Raw genomic sequence first — 19,107 nt, 5'->3', positions numbered from 1 at the left:
GACTCACACCTCAAATCCTCGACTCACACCTCAAATCAGGGATGGGAAAAACTCCTCTAGCCCTTGAAGCTGCCGCTCAACACTCGACCCAAGGTTTTAAAATCCTCCAAAACCCGCCCAGTACCCAGCACCACACAACTGAGGGGATCGGGGGCGATGTGAACTAGGATGCCGGTTTCATGGCTGATCAGAGCATCCAGGCCCTTGAGCAACGCTCCCCCTCCGGCCAACATGATGCCGCGGTCGATGATGTCGGCGGCCAACTCCGGCGGCGTGCGCTCCAGGGTGCGCTTAATGGCTTCCACGATCACCGAGAGGGGCTCGGCCATGCTCTCGCGAATCTCGGTGCTTTTCACCGTGACGGTCCGGGGCAGGCCGGAGAGCAGGTGTAACCCGCGCACTTCCATGCTCAGCTCCTCTTGAATCGGGTAAGCAGAGCCGATCTGAATCTTGATCTCTTCAGCGGTGCGCTCCCCAATGGTGAGGTTGTGAACTTTTTTCATGTACTGGATGATGGCTTCGCTCAGCTCATCTCCCGCCACTCGCACCGACTCGCTCAGCACGATCCCCTGTAAACTCAGGACAGCCACCTCGGTGGTGCCGCCGCCGATGTCGATGATCATGTTCCCGGTGGGCTCTTGCACCGGCAGGCCGGCCCCGATCGCTGCTGCCACCGGCTCGTCCACCAAATACACCTCCCGCGAGCCGGCTTGCAGGGCCGCTTCCATTACCGCCCGTCGCTCCACACCGGTTACGCCGCTGGGGATCCCGATCACAATGCGCGGAGCAATCAGGTAGCGGCCCTCGTGCACGCGATGGATGAAGTGTTTGAGCATCATCTCCGCCGTGTCAAAGTCGGCGATCACCCCATCTCGCAGAGGGCGCACCGCCACAATGTTGCCCGGAGTACGGCCCAACATTTTTTTGGCATCTTCCCCCACGGCCAGGGGTTGCTTGGTGTTTTGGTCGATGGCGACCACAGAGGGCTCTTGTAGGACAATGCCTCGCCCAGCCACGTAGACCAGCGTGTTGGCAGTGCCCAAATCAATGCCCATGTCACGGGAAAATCGGCTGAATAGCCCCACGGTCAGTTGCTCCAGTCTTTATTGGGAAGAACCAGCAAGCTCTGGTACCTACTATAGTTCAGTTCCGTAGGAGAATCTCCCTGACACCCACTCTTCTAAGGGGCGGGGGGCCGCGCTTCCTGCCGTTTAAGCTATAAAGTGCTTCACACCGCCGACGCGAACGAGAACGTATGAGCGAAGCCCTGCCATGGCTGCTGGCTTGTTTCCGGAAATGGCTGCCTTTTCCTGAGAAGTGGCTGCCGCCGGAGAGCTATTGGGTAGGGGGATCCCTGCGGGATGCTTACCTGGCTTGGCTGCGGGGCAGGGCCGAGGATGCGGAAGCGCCGGCGGATTTGGATCTGATGTGCGCTGCGGATCCCGTGGGGTGGGCGGCGGGGGTGGCGCGGCGGCTGCGGGCGGGCTTTGTGGTGTTGGATGCCGAGCGGCAGATTGCCCGTATGGTGTTGGCAAAGTTAACTGTGGATGTGGGGCTGCAGGCAGGTCCCACCCCAGAGGCGGATCTGGAGCAGCGGGATTTCACCTGTAATGCCCTGGCCTTGGATCTGCAAAGGGAGCAACTGCTGGATCCCACCGGCGGACGAGCCGATATTCGCCAGGGCCGGATGCGCATGGTACACCCCGACAACCTGAGCGCCGACCCGGTGCGGCTGCTGCGGGCCTACCGCCAGGCGGCCCAACTGGGGTTTGCGCTGGATCCGGCCACCGAGGAGGCGATCCGAGAGCGGGCCCCCCTTTTGGCCCAGGTAGCGGCAGAACGGGTGCGAGCAGAGGTGGTGGCCCTGCTGGCAACAGGGATGGCGGGGCTGGCCCACCTGCAGGCGGCGGTGGCGGCGGGGTTGCTGCAGGCTTGGCTGCCCCGCTTGCAAGCGGAGAGTCCGGGCTTCCTTCAAGCTCAAGCGGTGTGGTGGTGGGCCGAGACCTGGCAACGGCAGTATCCCCGCACCCTGGCAGAGCTGGCCCAACCTTTGACGGAAGGTGCCCCGCACCGCTCACGCGAAGGGAGCAGCAGGCTGCTGGCGGCGGTGCTGGCGGCCTTGCTGTGGGATCCGGCGGGAACCCCGGCAGCAGTGGTGGAAACCGAGCTGGAACGGCTGCGCTTCAGCCGCGCAGAAATGCGGGCCATCCAAAAGCTGCACCACCTCTTGCCTCAGCTCCAGTCTCTTCTGGCCGACTCCCCCACCCCTGCGCAACAGTGGCGGCTCTATCACCAGGCGGGATCCCTGTTCGGCGGCCTGGCGCTGTTGGCAGCAGCCACGGGCGGCGACCCCCAAAAGCTGGAGTCTTGGCTTCAGCGCTACGAAGATCCCCAGGATCCCTTGGCCCATCTGGTGCCCCTGCTGGATGGCCAGGATCTGGTGGACAGCTTGGGGGCCAAACCCGGCCCCTGGGTAGGTCAGTTGTTGCAAGCCCTGCAAGAGGCGCAGGCTTGGGGGCAGATCCAAACCCGTGCCGAGGCACTCTCCTTTGCCCGCCAGTGGCGTGGGAGAGGCTCTCAAAACACCCCAGAACACTAGCCGAAGCGATAGCCGAAACCGCGCACCGTTACCAAATACTCGGGGTTGCTGGGATCCAGCTCCAACTTTTCCCGCAGCCAGCGGATGTGCACATCCACGGTTTTGCTGTCGCCCATAAAGTCGGATCCCCAGATGCGCTCCAGAAGCTGCTCCCGCGTCCAGACGCGGCGGGGGTTGGACATAAACAGCTCCAACAGACGAAACTCCTTGGGGGAGAAACTGACCTCAACACCCCGCACCAACACGCGACACTCCTGAGTAAACATGCACACATCCCCGTAGCGGAGCACCGTGGCATCGCTGGGGTGGGACTGCTGCTGCCGGCGCAACACCGAGCGACAGCGGGCGATCAGCTCCCGCATGCCGAAGGGCTTGGTCAGGTAGTCGTCGGCGCCTAGCTCCAGGCCCACCACCCGGTCGGTCTCGCTGCTTTTGGCCGTCAGCATCAAAATGGGAAGCGTGTTGCCCTCCCTGCGCAACAGCCGGCAGAGATCCAGGCCGTTCAAGCTGGGCAACATCAGATCCAGGATCATCAAATCCAGCCGCTCCGCCGTATACACCAACTCCAGCGCTTGCCGGCCATCGGCGGCCTGTAAAACTTGATACCCCTGTTCTTCCAAAGCCAGGGCAACTGTCTCCCGAATGGCATCCTCGTCATCCACCACCAACAGGGTCTCCAGAAGGGGAGAGGCTTCCCTAGTTTGAGGGAGTGAACCGGTCATGGAGAGGGTTGCTTGCATACAGAACTCCGTCGCGCCTGCGCGAACGGCCTCACAGGGGAAGAAGGGCAAGTGCCGCTACCTTCAACAGCAGCCCCCCGATAGGATATCAAACTTCTAGGCCAGCCAATGGGGTGAAAGGCTGGGAAGAGAACGGGGGCAGAACGCTTGCCCAGACTCATGAGACGACGAAGGGGGCTACAAGAGTTCCAAAGCCCCGCAATTCAGGATAATTTAAGGTCAAGGTGAAGCCGTTCGTTCTTCACCACCAGCCGGTGAGTCTAAGCCTTTCTTTTCTCCCCCCGTAAGTTGCGCAGGGGGGTTCGCGTTTGCTGGTGGGTCAGAGCCCGGAAGCAGCGTGGAGCGCTGGGGAAAAGTCTCAAACTGAGGAGCTATCTCTGTGTTAAGCGAGCGTGAACTTTTTTAACGATCCGAGTATGGGTTGCCGAGAGCGTAACTTAAGCCTCGTAGAATGAGTCGCAAAATTCCAGGCAGGACCTTCGGACATGGATTACATTCGCACCTTTAACGACGATCCCTGCGAGGGGCATCTTTCGACGCCTATTAGCGATTCTCCTGTCACCCGTCTGTTTATCAACAATCTCCCCATCAACCGTCCTGGCCTATCGCCGCTGTTGCGGGGGCTGGAGATTGGGTTGGCGCATGGCTATTTCTTGGTGGGGCCGGAAATCGTGGTGGGCCCGCTGCGCGACTATCCTGAGGCGGCCAATTTGGGTGGGCTGGTCACGGCCATGGTGATTGTGTTGCTGGGAACCGCCTGCATGTCTGCGTATGGCAGTGTTACCTTTGGAAACAAGCCGGAAACGCCGGGAGCCAATCCTCTATCTACGGCGCGTGGCTGGGGGGATCTGACGGCAGGATTTTTCTTGGGAGGCATGGGTGGCGTCTTTGCTGCCTACTTCCTGTTGGAGAACTTTGCCGGGATCGACGCCATCTTTCGAGGGTTGGTGAATTAGTTGTCAAGCTTGTCAAGACACTGGAGAGGAGCAAAACTATGACCGGTTCTTACGCTGCTGCTTATCTTCCTTGGATTTTCGTCCCCATTGTCGGTTGGCTGCTGCCGGCAGTGGCCATGGCCGTGCTCTTTTTGTACATTGAGCGCGACTAATTTGTTCTAGTCTCAATTGGTCTTAGAAGAGGGATCCCTTCTCTAGGGATCCCTTGCTTTTTGGGGAACGGCTGTTTCTGTCCGCGCTGCCGTCTTCCCGAAAAGCTGCACCCGACCGAGGTTGAGTCTTCTTGCTTTTGGGAAAGGGGAACTTCCAAAGGACTTTAGAGTGGAGCGAGATCCGGCGAGCTGATCCCATACCAACAAGGAAAAGGGCAGCTTGCGCAACACCCTTTCAATTTCAACGAGAAGGAGGAGTCGATGGCCAGCCTTAACTTTCCAGCCCTGCGTATTGGCGATCCCATTCAAGAGGGCAGCTTTCAGGTTTTTCCCCTCTTTTCTGAGGGGGATCAGGAAGTTGCCTATCGCCTTCCTGAACTGCAGCTCAAGGAAGCAACCATCACCGAGGTGAGCGAGGCCGGAGCCGTGCCTCAGCTAGTTGTGGAAAACCACAGTGAGTCTCTGTTGCTGCTGGTAGAAGGCCAGGAGCTGATAGGAGCCAAACAAAACCGGGTTCTCAACACCACCGTCCTAATCAAGCCAAAAAGCAAGGTTACAATACCCGTTTCCTGCGTAGAAGCTGGGAGGTGGCACTTCCATTCTCGCGAGATGAGCGATGCCGAGCACTTTGTCCCCAACAAGTTGCGGCACGAGTTAAAAAGGGGTGTCTTCCAGTCGCTGAAAAACAAACTTGGCCATCGCTCAGACCAGGGAAGAGTATGGGACACCGTTGCCTATCTTCACCGCGGGCTTGGTGTTAGCTCCCCTACTGCCGCCCTTGATGCTGCCTATGTAACCTACAATCGGGAGCTCGAGAAGTTCCGCAAAGACATTGACTACGTCAAAGGAGCAACTGGCCTAGCCATTGCCATAGGTGGTCGTGTGCGCTCGCTGGATCTCTTCGGAACGGCGCAGATTTGCAGCCGGTTGTGGCCTCGCCTGGTAGCTGGTCTAGCCATCGAGGCCCTGCGAGCAGCCCCCTCGCAAGCCAAGGTCACCTCTGAGGATGTTCTCAAATACTGGGCCAACATAACCCAATGGCCTTGGGAAGCGGTAACGACTGTGGGCGAAGGCCAGGAGTACCGGGCAGAGTCGCAGCAAGGCGACCAAGGCTCAGCGCTGTTCTACGATGAAAAGCTGGTTTACCTGTCGGCAGTAGGGCCAGTCGTTTCTGAGAACTAACTCCAGTGGATCCCCGGCAGGCTTCTTCCTTTCTGGCTGGGAAAGACTCCCCCATTGCTCGGCACCGCTGCCCTCACCCCCAGCCCCTCTCCCAGAGGTATCCCTCACCCCCAGCCCCTCTCCCTCAGGGAGAGGGGAGTTGGGTAGAGGAACTGTGCCAGGCAACCCTGCCGGCTAGGCAATATTGCTGGTTCAAGAGATCATGCGCTCGAGAGCAAGTTGCAAATCTTGAGTTAGCTCGGCTACTGCCTGTCTGGCTTCCTGGCGGCCTTGGCGGTACTGGCGTTCCCATCGCTGGCTCACCAAGATGGGATCCCCCACCGTAACCTGAACTTCTCGCCAACCCAGGCGAGGCCGGGCCGGGTAGGGATCGCCGCGCAGGCGGGCCAAGACATCAAACAGGATCAGGGCACTTTCTGCCAGCCGCTCAAAAGAAGGCTTACTCAGCAAGTACTCTTCCTGCACGGCCACGCAGCTTTCCACCAGGCGCATGTGCTGTAGGTAGAGGGTGGCCTGCTGGGCTTTCCAGTCGAGCAACCCCCGCTGCAGCGGAGCCAGGGATCCGGGATGCCGCAATTCTTCTCGGTAGATCTGGATCCAGGCGGCTTCTTCGATGCGGCGGCAGCGGCTGTTCCAGTCCCCTTGGGGAGATAGGCCAAAGTAGGTCTCGGCCGTCTGCAGCGCCGTGTGGAGCAGCCGTTCCAGGCGGGCGTTGAAAGGCGCCCCAGAGGGAAGAGGGGGAAGGCCGTAAAACGTTTCCATCTGGGCCAGCAGGTGGTGGGCCAGGCCACAGATCCGCTGAGCACAGTGGCGGTTTGCGGAAGGCTTGGGATCCGCCGGCGGCGTCAGGCCACTGAGGCGCTCGAGGTGGCTTAGCAGGCGCTCCAGCTTTTTCCAAGAGGGCTTTAGGTAGCGGTATTGGATCCCGATGGGCACCACAACCACCTTTTCCGAACGACCGGCTTTGGCCAGGTCTTCGGCGCACCAAAAGGCCAGTTGCGCCGTTCCCGGCTCCAGAGGATTGACCCGCTCGCTGTGGCCATTGGTGGCCCCTTCCGGGGCGATCCCAAAAGGAAATGGGCCGTCCAGCAGTAGGCGCCGCGCCGCCGCCAGCGCCAGCCGATCCACCCGCCGTCCCCGATGCACAGGGATCCCGCCCAGGCGAGACAGTAGCCACCCCAGCCACCTGCCACCCCAAAGAGGCATGCCCCGGTCGTAGAGAAAATGGGCGTGAATGGGTTTGCGGAGGGGGATCCCTTGGTGACGGGCAGCCTGCGGCATCAGGCGAGAGAGCACGTAGAGGCCCACCAGGGGATCATCCACCTCCACATGCCGGAAAGCGAGAATCAGCCGGATCTGGCCCGCCTGAAACTGGTGGTAGAGCTGCGCCAGGATCTCCACACCCCTAGCCTCGATTTTGGCAATGCCGGAAGGAAGCCAGGGCCGCACCCTCAGCCGCAACAGCAGCGGCAGGATCCCGTGGACAAGCCGCAGCACCCAGGGCTTGTAGGCCGGCGGGATAAAGTCTAGGGGGGGACGGGCAAAAGAGGGAGGTGGTGGCGAAAACAAGGCTTTTTCTCAAATACTGAATTCCTCAAGCTAGGCCCAATCAAATCCCCATCCAATCGATCGGGTTATGGTCGTTTCAAATTTACCCTCACCCCCAGCCCCTCTCCCTGAGGCATCCCTCACCCCCGGCCCCTCTCCCTGAGGCATCCCTCACCCCCGGCCCCTCTCCCTGAGGGAGAGGGGAGGATGGCCAGATAGCGCTGTTTGGGTTTCGGTGCGACAAGAGGCTGAGTGCCTTTCTCTCTCTAACTCAGGGTGGCTACGGGCTGGGCTTCTACCAAAAGTTGCTGGGTTTGCAAGTCGAAGATAGTGGCCAGCAGCCGCCGCGAGGCATCGACGGCAAATTCCACCTTGAGGCGATCTTCTCCTGCGCGGCCTGGGGGCTGCAGGCGGGCCAGGCAAGCCGGCTCGGCGCCAGGGGCCAGGGATCGAAAATCGGTTTGTCGAGTGAGTTGGCGGCTGCTCATGCGCCCCAGCTCGTCGTAAACCACCTCGGCTTGGGCCACCTGAGCCACTTCTCCCACATCGAGGCGAATTTCGGTTTGCCCATCGTTGGCCACCTGCAAGATCAAGGGCTCGGAGCGTCGGCAGGGGTAGGGGCTGCCCCGCTCAAACAGAGGGTAGTAGACATAGCTTTTTTGCAAGGGATCCCAGAGGCGGATGGCGTAGCTGTGGTGCAGGCGATCCTCCAGCTTAACTTGGCGGCCCACCTGCAGGGCGCCCAAGGCCACAGCGTCGAAGGGGCGTTCGCAGCGGACTTTCTTTTTGCCAAAGTAGGAGCGGAGCAGCTCTTGGACTGCCGGCAGTTGGGAGCTGCCTCCCACCAGGAGCACCTGCTCAATTTGGCCTTTGCCCACTCCCCTGGCCTGGGCAGTGAGAAGCACATCGTCTAGGCACTGGCGGATTTGATCCAAGAGCTGGTGGGTTTCTAAAATCTCCTCCAGCACCTGCCGATCCAACTGCAGCTCATAGGCAGTTAGGGCTTCGTCGTCAAACCAACTGCCCACCGCCTTGGGCTGGGCAGAAAGGGTAATCTTGAGCTGTTCTGCCTGCTCCAAAAGGGTAATCCAGCTCAGGGCCCCCAGCTGCTGCCGGCTCAGCCCCAGTTGCCCCAGCAGGTATTCGGCAATCCAGATGTCGATGTCCAATCCGCCCACGTAGGCATCTGCCTTGGCGATTACCTCTGCCTTGAGGACGGGGTTGCCCGGCTGAGGGGGAAGGGTGCGCACCAGGCTGAGATCCAAGGTGCCGCCACCGAAATCCACCACCAACACAAGGGATCCCGTCTGGCCAACCGCATAGCCCAGGGCAGCGGCAGTGGCCTCGTCCACAATCTGAACGGGATCCCCGGCCACCCTCCGCAGCCAGTTTAAGTAGCGCTCAAAAGAGCCGACGGGAGCTGTAAACACCACCTGTTGCGGCTGCGGGTATTCTTGCTGGATGGCTTCCATCACCGCCTGCAAAAAAGCCTGGGCTACCCTCTCGGCATCGTAGCGCTCCCCATCCAGAACTCGCGGCGGGGGCACAAACTCCGCCACCAGATCCCGCTTGAAGCCCTGAAACAAGCGCTGCGGATCCACTGCTCCCCAGCGCCCGGCGCGCACGGTTTCTCCCACCAGAAGTTGGCCTTTTCCCTTGACGTAGACCAGGCTGGGAATAGCCGCGTAACTGGGGCGGGAGAGGCCGGGAAGGCTGAGCAGGCGGGGCGCTTCTTGGACGGGATCCCAAACCGCCACCACGGTGTTGCTGGTGCCAAAATCAATAGCCAGCGTCGCTTTGGGGACGGGTGCCATCAGCTCAATCCTCCGGGCAGGGAGTGACTAACTTTGGCCGGGCAGAGAATGCGATCGCCGCAGCGGTAGCCGACAAAGCGGATATAGACGGGATCCCCGGGCCGAATGTCCGGCTGATCCGGCTGGTGCAGTTGCGGGTCGAAGGGGACAGATTCAAGAGGGCTGCCGATAGCTTCATACCCCCACTGCTGCAGCAGGGCATCCAGCGACCGGAACAGAGCCGTCACGTTCTGGGCCGGCCAATCCGGCTTGCGCCGGGCAATCTCGCGGACGGTGGGGTAGCTGGTCAGCAGCGGCTGCAGCAGGGAGAAGATTGCCTCTGCATTGTCAGAGCCCCTTCCGCCGCCAAGCAGGGATCCCACATCCCACCGGAGAGCGGCAGCCAACTTTTGCAGTTGCTCCAGGCGCAGGGATCCCCACCGCCCTTGGCGCACCTGATCGAGGGCGCGGCGGCTGATCCCTGCTTGAGCTTGCAAGGCCTGCCATGAGGAAAGGCCAACGGCTTGCATCCGTTCCCGCAGCCAACTGTCCAGCGGTCTCTCGGCCATTGGGTTTTGCCAGGGATCCCTATGATCATGCCCCAACTGGGGCCTGGGTCAGGGATCCTCAAAGCGCAGGGAGCGGGCTATGGCTTCCACATCCCGGTCGTAGCGCTCGCGCCGGCTGGCCGGATAGACCAATTCAAAGCCAGCCTCTAGAGAGGGGCGGACAAGCTTTTTGAGATAGAAAATCCGCAAGCTGCCTGGCTCGTAGCCGGAGACCACGAAAAAATCCCGACCGGCAACTTGATAGGTAACCCGGCGTCCGCTTTCTCGGCTGCGCTGCAACTCCTCTTGCAGGGCGCTGGCGGGCGTTGCTTGAAAAATATTGTACCCACCCCAAACGCGCAGCTCGGCCCCCTCTTTGCCGATGAACACCTGGCCGTCGCCGCTGTCGGATTCCCCTTGGGGGACAAAATCAGCCGGATAGTCGAGGCGGTAGCCAAAGCGGACATTGATGTAAGGTTGATACCCTGACTGGGCCAGCACCAAAAGAGCGGGTGAGGCCAGAGCCGGGATCTCTTTTCCCACAAGGAGACCGGCGAGCAGACAGGCTAGGCGAGCAGCAGATCTCATGGTTTCGAGTTTTTCGGATCTGCGGCCATTCTAGGCTCCTTTTTTCTAAACTGCTGCTGGCAAAGGGATCCCTCACCCCCAACCCCTCTCCCACAGGGAGAGGGGAGAAGGATAGGGTTTCCAGCTTGTTGATTTGATGTCGATTAACTCCGCCGGTCGCTATCGAGGTTTTGCCCGGAGCGCAGCAGTTCAATTTTTTCTCTAGCTCGCTGGATAGCGGCGCAGTTGTCCACTGCTGCCCAGGTGGAGGCCAGAAAAAGTCCAGGGAGAGAAACTTCTCCTTCTTCGTCGCCAAACAACACACCAACAAAAATGCACCACCCCAAAAAGACCATCAGCGCTTTCCATCGCCGCGTATAAATGTAGGCTGCAAAAGCCAGCAATAACGACAAAAAGATTGCCACTCCCTGAGACTTTTGAGAAAGGGCATAGGTGCGGCGTAGTTCTTCGTCTATGCGCTTTTGATCTTCTTGCTGGAGCAACTCTTGCAGATGCTTGTCCATAAAGGCCGCTCCCCAAAATCAGACGGCCTCATCCTAAAGATCCCTGGAAGTCCCCTATTCAAAGCCGGTTTTGGCGGGATCCCACCCTCTAGGGCGGCAAATAGTCGCCTTCCCGCGTTTCCGACTTTTGTAAAATAGGGAGGCCTGTCTCCTATTGCCGGCTGCCCAGCCCGCACCAACAGATTTGCCATGACCTCAACTCCTCTTGCTGCTGCCCACGCTGTTGCTTGGGATCCCCTTGACCCACAGGTGCGCCCGGATCCCCAGGGCCGGTTTGGGCCGTTTGGGGGCCGCTTTGTGCCGGAAACCCTGATGAGCGCCCTGACGGAGCTGGAGGAAGCCTTTGAGCGGCACTGGCAGGATCCCGAGTTTCGCGCCGAGTTGCACAGCTTGTTGCGGGATTTTGTCGGTCGGCCCAGCCCGCTTTACTTTGCCCAGCGGCTTACCGAACACTACGGCGGCCCCCAGATCTACCTTAAACGGGAAGACCTCAACCACACCGGCGCCCACAAGATCAACAACGCCCTCGGCCAAGTGCTGCTGGCGGTGCGCATGGGCAAGCGGCGGATCATCGCCGAGACCGGCGCCGGCCAACATGGGGTGGCCACGGCAACGGTGTGCGCCCGCTTCGGCCTGGAATGCGTCATCTACATGGGGGCGCTGGATATGGAGCGGCAGGCCCCCAACGTGCAGCGGATGCGCCTGTTGGGCGCTGAGGTGCGCGGGGTGGAAGCCGGCACGGCCACCCTCAAAGATGCCCTCTCCGAGGCCATCCGCGACTGGGTAACCCATGTGGAGACCACCCACTACGTCATTGGCACGGTGGCCGGGCCCCACCCCTACCCGAAGCTGGTGCGGGCCTTTCACGATGTCATCGGCCAGGAGACGCGGCAGCAGTGCCAGGAGAAATGGGGAGGGTTGCCGGACGTGCTGCTGGCCTGTGTGGGCGGCGGCTCCAATGCCCTGGGCCTGTTCAACGAGTTTATCCGCGATCCTCAGGTGCGGCTCATCGGTATTGAGGCTGCCGGGGAGGGTTTGCACACATCCCGCCACGCCGCCACCCTCAGCCGCGGTCGCATTGGGGTCTTGCACGGGGCCATGAGCTACCTGCTGCAGGACGAGGAAGGCCAGGTACAGGAGGCCCATTCCATCAGCGCCGGTCTGGACTACCCTGGCGTAGGGCCGGAGCACAGCTACCTAAAAGAGATCGGGCGGGCCGAGTACTACGCGGTTACCGACGACGAGGCGGTGGAGGCGCTGCTGCTGCTGTCACGCCTGGAAGGGATCATCCCTGCTCTGGAGACAGCCCATGCCCTGGCCTACCTGAAGACTTTGGCGCCGCAGCTTGGCCCCCAGCAGCGGGTGGTGGTCAATTGCTCCGGGCGGGGCGACAAGGACTTGAACACCGTTTTCCAGTACCTGCAGCAGCGGGGGCGTAGCCTAGCCTAGAGTTGGGTTGCCAACCCTCTCTCCCTTGCCAAGGGGATCCCTGCCCATGTCCACCTTTGCCGTTCACCTGCTCGGCCTACTGACCTTGTTTCTGGGGGCGGGGCTAGTGCTGCTGGTTGGATCCCAGCCAGAGGTTTCCGGGCGCGTTGGCGGGATCCCGTCCCCGGCCACGACTTTCTGGGCAGGCGCCTTGGTCGACCCCAGGGAGGAAGAGGCGAAGGGGACAGGGATCCCCGCTCCCGGCCAGCCGCCACCCCTTCCTGAGACGCTGCCGGCCCTGGCGCGGCAGGCCATCGCCCACTACTTCGCCACTGGCCAGGTGCTGCCCGCCCCAGAAGAGATCCCGCCCCACTGGCGGCGCCCGGCGGGAGTTTTTGTTACGGTGACCAGGGAGGGGCGGCCCCGCGGCTGTTGGGGCAGCTTGGATCCCGGCGGCGAGGATCTGGCCAGGGCCACCATCCGGGCAGCGGTGGGGGCTGTTACCCGCGACTGGCGCTATCCGCCCCTGCGACCTGGGGAGCTGGAGTCGGCGTCCATCCAGGTGGCCATCGTGCGACGGGTGGTGCCCATCCCCTCGCTGGAGCAGGTGGATCCCACCCGCATGGGCCTGTTCATTCGCACGGGCACGCGGGGGGCGGTGTTGCTGCCCGGAGAAGCCCTGACAACGGAATGGCAGCTTTCCACCGCCAAAAGGTTGGCCGGGATCCCTGCGGATCAGCCGGTGGAGCTGTTTCGCGTGGAGGCGGAGCTGCTGCATGAGTTTTGAGGCCCAACCCGACCGGTGGCTGGCGGCGGTGCTGGGCAACACCCACGTGCGCTGGGGCTGGTTTGTGGGGGAGACCTTGGTCAAGGTGGAACAGTTCCCTGCCCACCGGCCCTTGTCCTGGCCGGAAGAGACGGAGCTGTGGCTGGCTGCCGTTGGCTCTGCCCCTTTGCCGCCGGGATCCCCGTGGGTGCATTGCCTTGGACTCTCCCAGGTGCCGCTGCGGGATCCCTACCCCGGCCTGGGGCTGGATCGGGCGCTGGCCGTCTGGGCTGCCGGCATCCACTACGGCTGGCCCTGTCTGGTCATCGACGCCGGCACCGCCCTAACCCTGACGGGGGCTGACCCGGAGGGATCCCTGCTGGGAGGGGCGATCCTGCCCGGCCTAGGGCTGCAGGCACAGGCACTGGCCGACCACACCGCCCGCCTGCCCAAAGTGGAGTGGGAGGCAGCGGATCCCTTGCCCCCCCGCTGGGCCAGGGACACTGGGGCTGCCATCCGCAGCGGCATTCTCCACACCCTGCTGGCCGGCTTGCAGGACTTCATCGCCGACTGGCGGCGCCGCTTTCCCCAGGGGCCCCTGCTAGTAACCGGCGGCGATGGCGAGCTGCTCTACCCCCACCTGCGGCCCCTTGACGCAGAGCTGCGCTGGGATCCCCACCTGGTGTTGCGGGGGATCGCCGGCTGCCGTCAGTTGCACCGCGCTGCTCGGCAGTTCCCTGGTGCAGAATAAAAACAGTCCCTCAAGGGTCAGACCCTCTCCAAAACGGGCAGGTTTTCAACTTTCGGCAACCCAGGGATCCCATGGCCAACGGCAACTCCTTCGGCGTCTTGTTTTGCGTCACCACCTACGGCGAGTCCCACGGGGGGGCGGTGGGGGTGGTGGTGGACGGCTGCCCGCCGCGGCTGCCCTTAAGCGAGGCCGACATCCAGGCGGAGCTGGATCGGCGCCGCCCTGGCCAGAGCTCCATCACCACGCCGCGCCAGGAGGCGGATCGCTGCGAGATACTCTCCGGGGTTTTCCAGGGCTTTACGCTGGGCACACCCATCCACATCCTGGTGCGCAACCAGGATGCCCGCCCCCAGGACTACCGCGAAATGGCCACCACCTTTCGCCCTTCCCATGCCGACGCCACCTACCAGGCTAAGTACGGCATCCGCAACTGGCAGGGGGGAGGACGGGCCTCGGCGCGGGAGACCATTGGCCGGGTGGCCGCCGGGGCCATTGCCAAGAAGATCCTGCGTCTGGCGGCAGGGGTGGAGATCCTGGCCTATGTGCAGCGGGTCAAAGACGTGGAGGCGCAGGTGGATCCCAGCTCAGTAACAGCCGAGCAGGTGGAAGCCAACATTGTCCGCTGCCCCGACCCAGAAGCGGCGGCGGCAATGATTGACAAAATCGAAGCAGCGGCGCGGGAAGGGGATTCTCTCGGGGGAGTGGTGGAGTGCGTGGCCCGCAATGTGCCCCGCGGGCTGGGCTGCCCCGTGTTTGACAAACTAGAAGCCGACCTGGCCAAGGCGGTGATGTCGCTGCCGGCCAGCAAGGGGTTTGAGATTGGGTCGGGGTTTGCCGGCACCTACCTGACGGGCAAGCAGCACAACGATGAGTTTTACATGACCCCCAGCGGCTGGCGCACCCGCAGCAACCGCTCCGGCGGCATCCAGGGGGGCATCAGCAACGGGGAAGATATCGTCCTGCGGGTGGCCTTCAAGCCCACCGCCACCATTCGCCAGCCCCAAAGCACGGTCACCCTCGACGGGCAGGAGACGGTCTTGGCGGCGCGGGGGCGCCACGATCCCTGTGTGCTGCCGCGGGCGGTGCCGATGGTGGAGGCGATGGTGGCTTTGGTGCTCTGTGACCATCTGCTGCGCCACCACGGCCAGTGCGGATCCCTAGTCTTGCCGGAGGTGCCCATTCCTGCCGTTCCTGTGCCCCACAGTTAGCGGCAGCCGGTCGGAGCCCTTGCGGAGATCCTGATTGCGCCAGCGGGATCGAGTCTTTGTATCCTGAGAAAGAGGCGGGATCCCTGCTCATGGCCAAGGCCAAAACCGTCTGGGAGTGTAGCCAGTGCGGCGAGCGCTATCCCAAGTTTTTGGGCCGCTGCGACAACTGTGGCGCCTGGAATACCCTGACGGAGGTGGTTCTCACCCCCTCTCCCAAGTCTGGGTCACCCCAGCGTCTTGTCCCCCCGCGCAGCCGCGGCAGCGGGATCCCCCAGGCAGCCCTTCCTCTCGCTCAGGTGCACTCGGATCGCCACCCCCGCCTTTCCTCGGGCTTTGGCGAGTTCGACCGCGTGTTGGGGGGCGGCATTGTACCGGGATCCCTGGTGTTGATCGGCGGGGATCCGGGCATCGGCAAAAGCACTCTGCTGCTGCAGACTGCTGCTCATCTGGCCAAGGGCGGGCCTGTCTTGTACGTGTCGGGGGAGGAATCGGCCCAGCAGATTAAGCTGCGTGCAGATCGCCTCGGCGGGACGGAGGGGCTGGGGATAGAAAGTGAGCAGCTCTACCTATTGGCCGAGACCGAGCTGGAGGCCATTCTGGCCGAGATCCAGGCTCTGCAGCCGCAGGTGACCATCATTGACAGCATTCAGGCCATCTTCTGGGGGCAGCTTAGCTCAGCGCCGGGATCCGTCTCCCAGGTGCGGGAATGTGCCGGCCTCTTGATGCGGGTGGCCAAAAAACTGGGGGTGGCCCTGCTCATCGTTGGCCATGTCACCAAAGATGGATCCCTGGCCGGGCCCAAGGTGCTGGAGCACTTAGTGGACACCGTCTTGTACTTCGAGGGGGATCGCTTTCAGAGCCACCGCCTGCTGCGCGCCGTCAAAAACCGCTTTGGGGCAGCCCAGGAAATCGGCGTTTTCGAGATGACTGCCTCTGGCTTGGTGGAAGTAGACAACCCCTCGCAGCTTTTTTTGAGCAGCCGGGATCAGGCCACGCCAGGAACAGCCACCATTGTCGCCTGTGAGGGCACCCGCCCTTTGGTGGTCGAGGTGCAGGCCCTGGTCAGCCCCACCAGCTACAGCTCCCCCCGCCGCACCGCCACCGGCATCGAGCTCAACCGCTTTCTGCAGATCTTGGCGGTGCTGGAAAAACGGGTGGGGATCCCGCTTTCCAAATACGACGCCTACATCGCCTCCGCCGGCGGCATCCAGGTGGCCGAGCCGGCTGCCGACTTGGGGGTGGCGGTGGCCGTGGCCGCCAGCTTCCGGGATCGCCAGGTGGATCCCTTCACGGTCTTGATTGGCGAGGTGGGCCTGGGGGGGCAGGTGCGCCCGGTGCCGCAGTTGGAGCAGCGCCTCAAGGAAGCCGCCAAGCTGGGGTTCCGCCACGCCATCATCCCCAACAGCCCTGTTTTGGCCGACGCTGGCCTGCGCCTCAGCCGGGTGCAGCGGCTGCTGGAGGCCCTGCTGGTGGCTCTGCCCAGCTCCGAGCCTACCCAGTGAGAGGGGATCCCCAACTGGCCCAGCTCGGCAGTCGATCTTCCGCCGAGAACCAACCTGCGGGCAAATGTCATATCTATAGCGTTATATAGTAAAGTCTTATGCAAGGACAGCGACTCGATCCCTGCTCGGGTGGGCACCCTATCCTACAGACACTGGCGAAAGATACTGACCAAGGATCGACCTATGGCATTGGTGGCCCTGTTTATCTTCGTGGTGTACCTGATCGTCTCCCGCTTGAACGCCCAAGCAGAGCGCTAGCTGCTCTCCAAAAGGGATCCGGCCAAAGCTGAGGAGGTCTGGCAGGATTTTTTGTCTCTTGCTCTGCTCAAGGAGGCAAGCCCAGGGTTGGGCTTCTATCTCTGGCGTGGGATTGGAGAAGCTTTCTGGTCACCCTTTTCCCAGCAGCCTTTGCTACCCTCGAGATGGTTTCATATCGGCTGATCGACAAACAACCGAGCAGCCCCTAGCACCCCTGCAAGGGATCCCGGCATCATGGTTTCTGCACCTTCTAGCCCCCTCAAGCCCTCGACACCAGCAGCGGAGTTTCCACCGCCGCCGCCACCGGATGTCAGCGACCTGACAATCGAGGACGACCAGCCTGTGGATAGCATCTACTCAGAGAAGCTGCAGCGCCTGCTCACCAACGCCCTCTACGCTTCCTTTCAACCCAGGGCCAAAGACAGCGGCGAGCCGATCCCCTTCTTGGCCACGGCCAACGTCGGCCTGTTCTACGCCCTCAAGCTGCCGCCGCTGGTGCCCGATGTCATGCTCAGCCTGGAGGTGGCTCCCCCCGCCAGCTTCGAGCGCAAGGAAGATCGCACCTACTTCGTCTGGGAGATGGGCAAGCCCCCCGACGTGGTCATTGAGATTGTCTCCAACCGCGAGGGGGAAGAGCTGGGTCGCAAACTCAGGGACTATGCCCGCGCTGGGGTGGGCTACTACGGGGTTTACGATCCTTTGCGGCAACTGCGGGAACTACAGGGATCCCCGCTGGTTCTTTTTCAGCGGCGGGGGGGAGAGCTGGTTCCCTTCGATTCCACTTGGCTGGAGGAGATTGGCCTGGGCTTGACCCTCTGGCAGGGATCCTTCGAGGGCGTCAACACGGAATGGCTGCGCTGGTGTGACCGAGAGGGCCAAGTTTTGCCCACCGGCGACGAAAAGGCCGCCCTAGAGCAGCAGCGGGCCGAAAGAGAACGCCAACGGGCCGAAAGACTTTTGGAGCTGCTGCGTTCCCACGGGATCGCGCCGCCGGAAGAGTAAAAAAAGGATCCCGTCCGTTCCTGAAATCCTCTATTCCCTTTACTCCTATGTCCACTCTCCCCAGCAGCAGTGAAGCCGCCCAACGGGCCGCCCGTCTCGAGAAAGCCCGCCACCTGCAGGAGCAAGGGATCCTGCCCTATGCCTATTCTTTCCCGGTTACCCACCTGGCCGCTGAGTTGCAGGCCCAATTTGCCGATCTCGAGCCCGGCGCCGAGCGGGAGGATGTGCAGGTGGCCGTGGCCGGACGGATCCGGGCGCGGCGGGTCATGGGCAAACTGGCCTTTTTTACCCTTCAGGATCGCTCCGGCACCATCCAGCTCTACCTAGAAAAGCAACGGCTGACGGAGCACATGGGAGAGCTGGCTTTCAAGAACCTGGACAAGCTCCTCGACGTGGGCGACTGGCTGGGGGCCAAGGGCTGTCTCAAGCGCACCGAAAAAGGCGAGTTGTCGGTGCGGGTGGACGAGTACCAGGTGCTGACCAAGGCGCTGCTGCCCCTGCCCGACAAGTGGCACGGCCTACGGGATGTGGAGAAACGCTACCGCCAGCGCTACGTCGATCTCATCGTCAACCCCGAGGTGAAGCAAACCTTGCTCGACCGGGCCAAGATCGTCCGCTCCCTGCGGCAGACCCTGGAGGAGCAGGGCTTTGTGGAGATCGAGACGCCGGTGTTGCAGGTGATCCCCGGCGGGGCGGAGGCGCGGCCTTTCATCACCCACCACAACGCCCTGGATCTGGATCTCTACCTGCGCATCGCCACCGAGCTACACCTGAAGCGGCTGGTGGTGGGCGGGATCGAGCGGGTGTACGAAATTGGGCGGGTCTTTCGCAACGAAGGCATCTCCACCCGCCACAACCCGGAGTTCACCTCGCTAGAGGCCTATCAAGCCTTTGCCGACTACCACACCATGATGGAGCTGACCGAAACCCTGGTCTGCAACGCCGCCCTGGCGGTACGGGGATCCCTGCAAATTACTTACCAAGGGGAAGCCATCGACCTCACCCCACCCTGGCGGCGGGTGACGATACAGGAGTTGGTGGAAGAGGCCACCGGCATCTTCATCGACGTGGAAAAGGGATCCACTGCTGAGCTCTTGCCTGCCCTGGCCGAGCAGGGGATCCCCGATCTCTCCCCCCAGGACTCCCCCGGCAAGCTGCTGGTCAAAGCCTTCGAGCACTGCTGCGAAAGCCGTCTGCGCCAGCCGACTTTTGTTCTGGACTATCCCCTGGAGGTATGTCCGCTCACCAAGCCCCACCGCAGCAAGCCGGGGTTGGCGGAGCGCTTTGAGCTGTTTATCGTCGGGCGAGAGACGGCCAACGCCTACTCGGAGCTGACCGACCCGGTAGACCAACGGCAGCGGCTGGAGGCCCAGGCGGCCCTGAAGGCAGCCGGAGACGAAGAGGCCCACTTTCTCGACGAGGACTTCCTCACCGCCCTGGAGTACGGCCTTCCTCCCACCGGCGGCCTGGGCATCGGCATCGACCGTCTGGCGATGCTGCTGTGCGACGCCCCTAGCATCCGTGATGTCATTGCCTTCCCGCTGCTGCGACCGGAGACGGGAGAAGGTGCGGAGGAGGCTTGA

The 19,107-nt window shown here is 62.3% G+C and carries 18 protein-coding genes; 11 read left to right on the top strand and 7 right to left on the bottom strand.

The genetic code is table 11. The annotated features are described in order from the left end of the window. Window positions 1-56: 56 nt before the first annotated feature. Window positions 57-1,085 (bottom strand): rod shape-determining protein, encoded by a 1,029-nt coding sequence (locus NW826_RS10995; protein ID WP_414332942.1) that lies wholly within the window; start codon window positions 1,083-1,085, stop codon window positions 57-59. 170 nt (window positions 1,086-1,255) lie between these two features. On the opposite strand from NW826_RS10995, the gene NW826_RS10990 reads away from it, so the two are divergent. Further along, complete coding sequence (locus NW826_RS10990) at window positions 1,256-2,599, top strand: CCA tRNA nucleotidyltransferase (protein ID WP_414332940.1); 1,344 nt, start codon at window positions 1,256-1,258, stop codon at window positions 2,597-2,599. Here the strand turns inward: NW826_RS10990 and NW826_RS10985 are convergent. Continuing rightward, window positions 2,596-3,321: a response regulator gene (locus NW826_RS10985; RefSeq protein WP_414332939.1), complete on the bottom strand. Its 726-nt coding sequence runs from the start codon at window positions 3,319-3,321 to the stop codon at window positions 2,596-2,598. The genes NW826_RS10990 and NW826_RS10985 overlap by 4 nt on opposite strands. A gap of 503 nt (window positions 3,322-3,824) precedes the next feature. On the opposite strand from NW826_RS10985, the gene NW826_RS10980 reads away from it, so the two are divergent. From NW826_RS10980 to NW826_RS10970, 3 genes are all read left to right on the top strand, one after another. Then, a complete protein-coding gene (locus tag NW826_RS10980; protein WP_414332937.1) occupies window positions 3,825-4,295 on the top strand; it encodes a photosystem I reaction center protein subunit XI in 471 nt (156 codons plus the stop codon). A 38-nt stretch (window positions 4,296-4,333) separates the two neighbouring features. Further along, entirely contained in the window at window positions 4,334-4,447 is a 114-nt protein-coding gene (locus NW826_RS10975; RefSeq protein WP_414360509.1) for a photosystem I reaction center subunit VIII, read from the top strand. Between the two features lie 261 nt (window positions 4,448-4,708). Continuing rightward, window positions 4,709-5,629, top strand: a complete 921-nt coding sequence (locus tag NW826_RS10970; protein ID WP_414510146.1) for an ARPP-1 family domain-containing protein — start codon at window positions 4,709-4,711, stop codon at window positions 5,627-5,629. A 192-nt stretch (window positions 5,630-5,821) separates the two neighbouring features. Here NW826_RS10970 and NW826_RS10965 read toward each other — a convergent pair whose 3' ends face one another. The 5 genes from NW826_RS10965 to NW826_RS10945 form a co-directional block, all read right to left on the bottom strand. Beyond that, entirely contained in the window at window positions 5,822-7,198 is a 1,377-nt protein-coding gene (locus NW826_RS10965; RefSeq protein WP_414510145.1) for a 1-acyl-sn-glycerol-3-phosphate acyltransferase, read from the bottom strand. Between the two features lie 245 nt (window positions 7,199-7,443). Continuing rightward, window positions 7,444-8,991, bottom strand: coding sequence for an Hsp70 family protein (locus NW826_RS10960; protein ID WP_414510144.1), 1,548 nt, complete (start codon window positions 8,989-8,991; stop codon window positions 7,444-7,446). Continuing rightward, complete coding sequence (locus NW826_RS10955; protein ID WP_414510143.1) at window positions 8,991-9,539, bottom strand: hypothetical protein; 549 nt, start codon at window positions 9,537-9,539, stop codon at window positions 8,991-8,993. The genes NW826_RS10960 and NW826_RS10955 overlap by 1 nt, the downstream gene beginning before the upstream one ends. A 48-nt stretch (window positions 9,540-9,587) precedes the next feature. After that, window positions 9,588-10,106 (bottom strand): hypothetical protein, encoded by a 519-nt coding sequence (locus tag NW826_RS10950; protein WP_414510142.1) that lies wholly within the window; start codon window positions 10,104-10,106, stop codon window positions 9,588-9,590. Between the two features lie 143 nt (window positions 10,107-10,249). Further along, window positions 10,250-10,609, bottom strand: a complete 360-nt coding sequence (locus tag NW826_RS10945) for a hypothetical protein (protein WP_414371701.1) — start codon at window positions 10,607-10,609, stop codon at window positions 10,250-10,252. Between the two features lie 189 nt (window positions 10,610-10,798). On the opposite strand from NW826_RS10945, the gene trpB reads away from it, so the two are divergent. The 7 genes from trpB to lysS all read left to right on the top strand — a co-directional run bounded on the left by trpB (window position 10,799) and on the right by lysS (window position 19,107). Then, a complete protein-coding gene (gene trpB, locus NW826_RS10940; protein WP_414332926.1) occupies window positions 10,799-12,058 on the top strand; it encodes a tryptophan synthase subunit beta in 1,260 nt (419 codons plus the stop codon). Between the two features lie 7 nt (window positions 12,059-12,065). Continuing rightward, window positions 12,066-12,824 carry an AMMECR1 domain-containing protein gene (locus tag NW826_RS10935; RefSeq protein WP_414510141.1) on the top strand — a complete coding sequence of 253 codons (759 nt, stop codon included), beginning with the start codon at window positions 12,066-12,068 and terminating at the stop codon, window positions 12,822-12,824. Next, window positions 12,814-13,554 carry a pantothenate kinase gene (locus NW826_RS10930; RefSeq protein WP_414510140.1) on the top strand — a complete coding sequence of 247 codons (741 nt, stop codon included), beginning with the start codon at window positions 12,814-12,816 and terminating at the stop codon, window positions 13,552-13,554. Before NW826_RS10935 ends, NW826_RS10930 begins: the two co-directional genes overlap by 11 nt. 71 nt (window positions 13,555-13,625) lie before the next feature. Then, a complete protein-coding gene (gene aroC, locus NW826_RS10925) occupies window positions 13,626-14,762 on the top strand; it encodes a chorismate synthase (protein ID WP_414510139.1) in 1,137 nt (378 codons plus the stop codon). 89 nt (window positions 14,763-14,851) lie between these two features. Beyond that, on the top strand, window positions 14,852-16,264 hold the full coding sequence (gene radA, locus NW826_RS10920) for a DNA repair protein RadA (RefSeq protein ID WP_414510161.1): 1,413 nt from the start codon (window positions 14,852-14,854) through the stop codon (window positions 16,262-16,264). 492 nt (window positions 16,265-16,756) lie between these two features. Next, window positions 16,757-17,524 carry a Uma2 family endonuclease gene (locus NW826_RS10915; protein ID WP_414510138.1) on the top strand — a complete coding sequence of 256 codons (768 nt, stop codon included), beginning with the start codon at window positions 16,757-16,759 and terminating at the stop codon, window positions 17,522-17,524. 47 nt (window positions 17,525-17,571) lie between these two features. Further along, complete coding sequence (gene lysS, locus NW826_RS10910) at window positions 17,572-19,107, top strand: lysine--tRNA ligase (RefSeq protein WP_414332918.1); 1,536 nt, start codon at window positions 17,572-17,574, stop codon at window positions 19,105-19,107.

The organism is Synechococcus sp. OH20, assembly GCF_047502685.1.
Lineage (GTDB): Bacteria > Cyanobacteriota > Cyanobacteriia > Thermostichales > Thermostichaceae > Thermostichus.
This window is presented reverse-complemented; position numbering and strand designations above follow the sequence as displayed.

Bases quoted from the DNA above. Each gene is read 5' to 3' on its own strand.
- radA (WP_414510161.1), top strand. From the start codon at position 14,852: ATGGCCAAGGCCAAAACCGTCTGGGAGTGTAGCCAGTGCGGCGAGCGC.
- trpB (WP_414332926.1), top strand. From the start codon at position 10,799: ATGACCTCAACTCCTCTTGCTGCTGCCCACGCTGTTGCTTGGGATCCC.
- lysS (WP_414332918.1), top strand. From the start codon at position 17,572: ATGTCCACTCTCCCCAGCAGCAGTGAAGCCGCCCAACGGGCCGCCCGT.
- NW826_RS10930 (WP_414510140.1), top strand. From the start codon at position 12,814: ATGAGTTTTGAGGCCCAACCCGACCGGTGGCTGGCGGCGGTGCTGGGC.
- NW826_RS10950 (WP_414510142.1), bottom strand. From the start codon at position 10,106: ATGAGATCTGCTGCTCGCCTAGCCTGTCTGCTCGCCGGTCTCCTTGTG.
- NW826_RS10985 (WP_414332939.1), bottom strand. From the start codon at position 3,321: ATGACCGGTTCACTCCCTCAAACTAGGGAAGCCTCTCCCCTTCTGGAG.
- NW826_RS10980 (WP_414332937.1), top strand. From the start codon at position 3,825: ATGGATTACATTCGCACCTTTAACGACGATCCCTGCGAGGGGCATCTT.
- NW826_RS10975 (WP_414360509.1), top strand. From the start codon at position 4,334: ATGACCGGTTCTTACGCTGCTGCTTATCTTCCTTGGATTTTCGTCCCC.
- NW826_RS10990 (WP_414332940.1), top strand. From the start codon at position 1,256: ATGAGCGAAGCCCTGCCATGGCTGCTGGCTTGTTTCCGGAAATGGCTG.
- aroC (WP_414510139.1), top strand. From the start codon at position 13,626: ATGGCCAACGGCAACTCCTTCGGCGTCTTGTTTTGCGTCACCACCTAC.
- NW826_RS10945 (WP_414371701.1), bottom strand. From the start codon at position 10,609: ATGGACAAGCATCTGCAAGAGTTGCTCCAGCAAGAAGATCAAAAGCGC.
- NW826_RS10970 (WP_414510146.1), top strand. From the start codon at position 4,709: ATGGCCAGCCTTAACTTTCCAGCCCTGCGTATTGGCGATCCCATTCAA.
- NW826_RS10915 (WP_414510138.1), top strand. From the start codon at position 16,757: ATGGTTTCTGCACCTTCTAGCCCCCTCAAGCCCTCGACACCAGCAGCG.
- NW826_RS10955 (WP_414510143.1), bottom strand. From the start codon at position 9,539: ATGGCCGAGAGACCGCTGGACAGTTGGCTGCGGGAACGGATGCAAGCC.
- NW826_RS10960 (WP_414510144.1), bottom strand. From the start codon at position 8,991: ATGGCACCCGTCCCCAAAGCGACGCTGGCTATTGATTTTGGCACCAGC.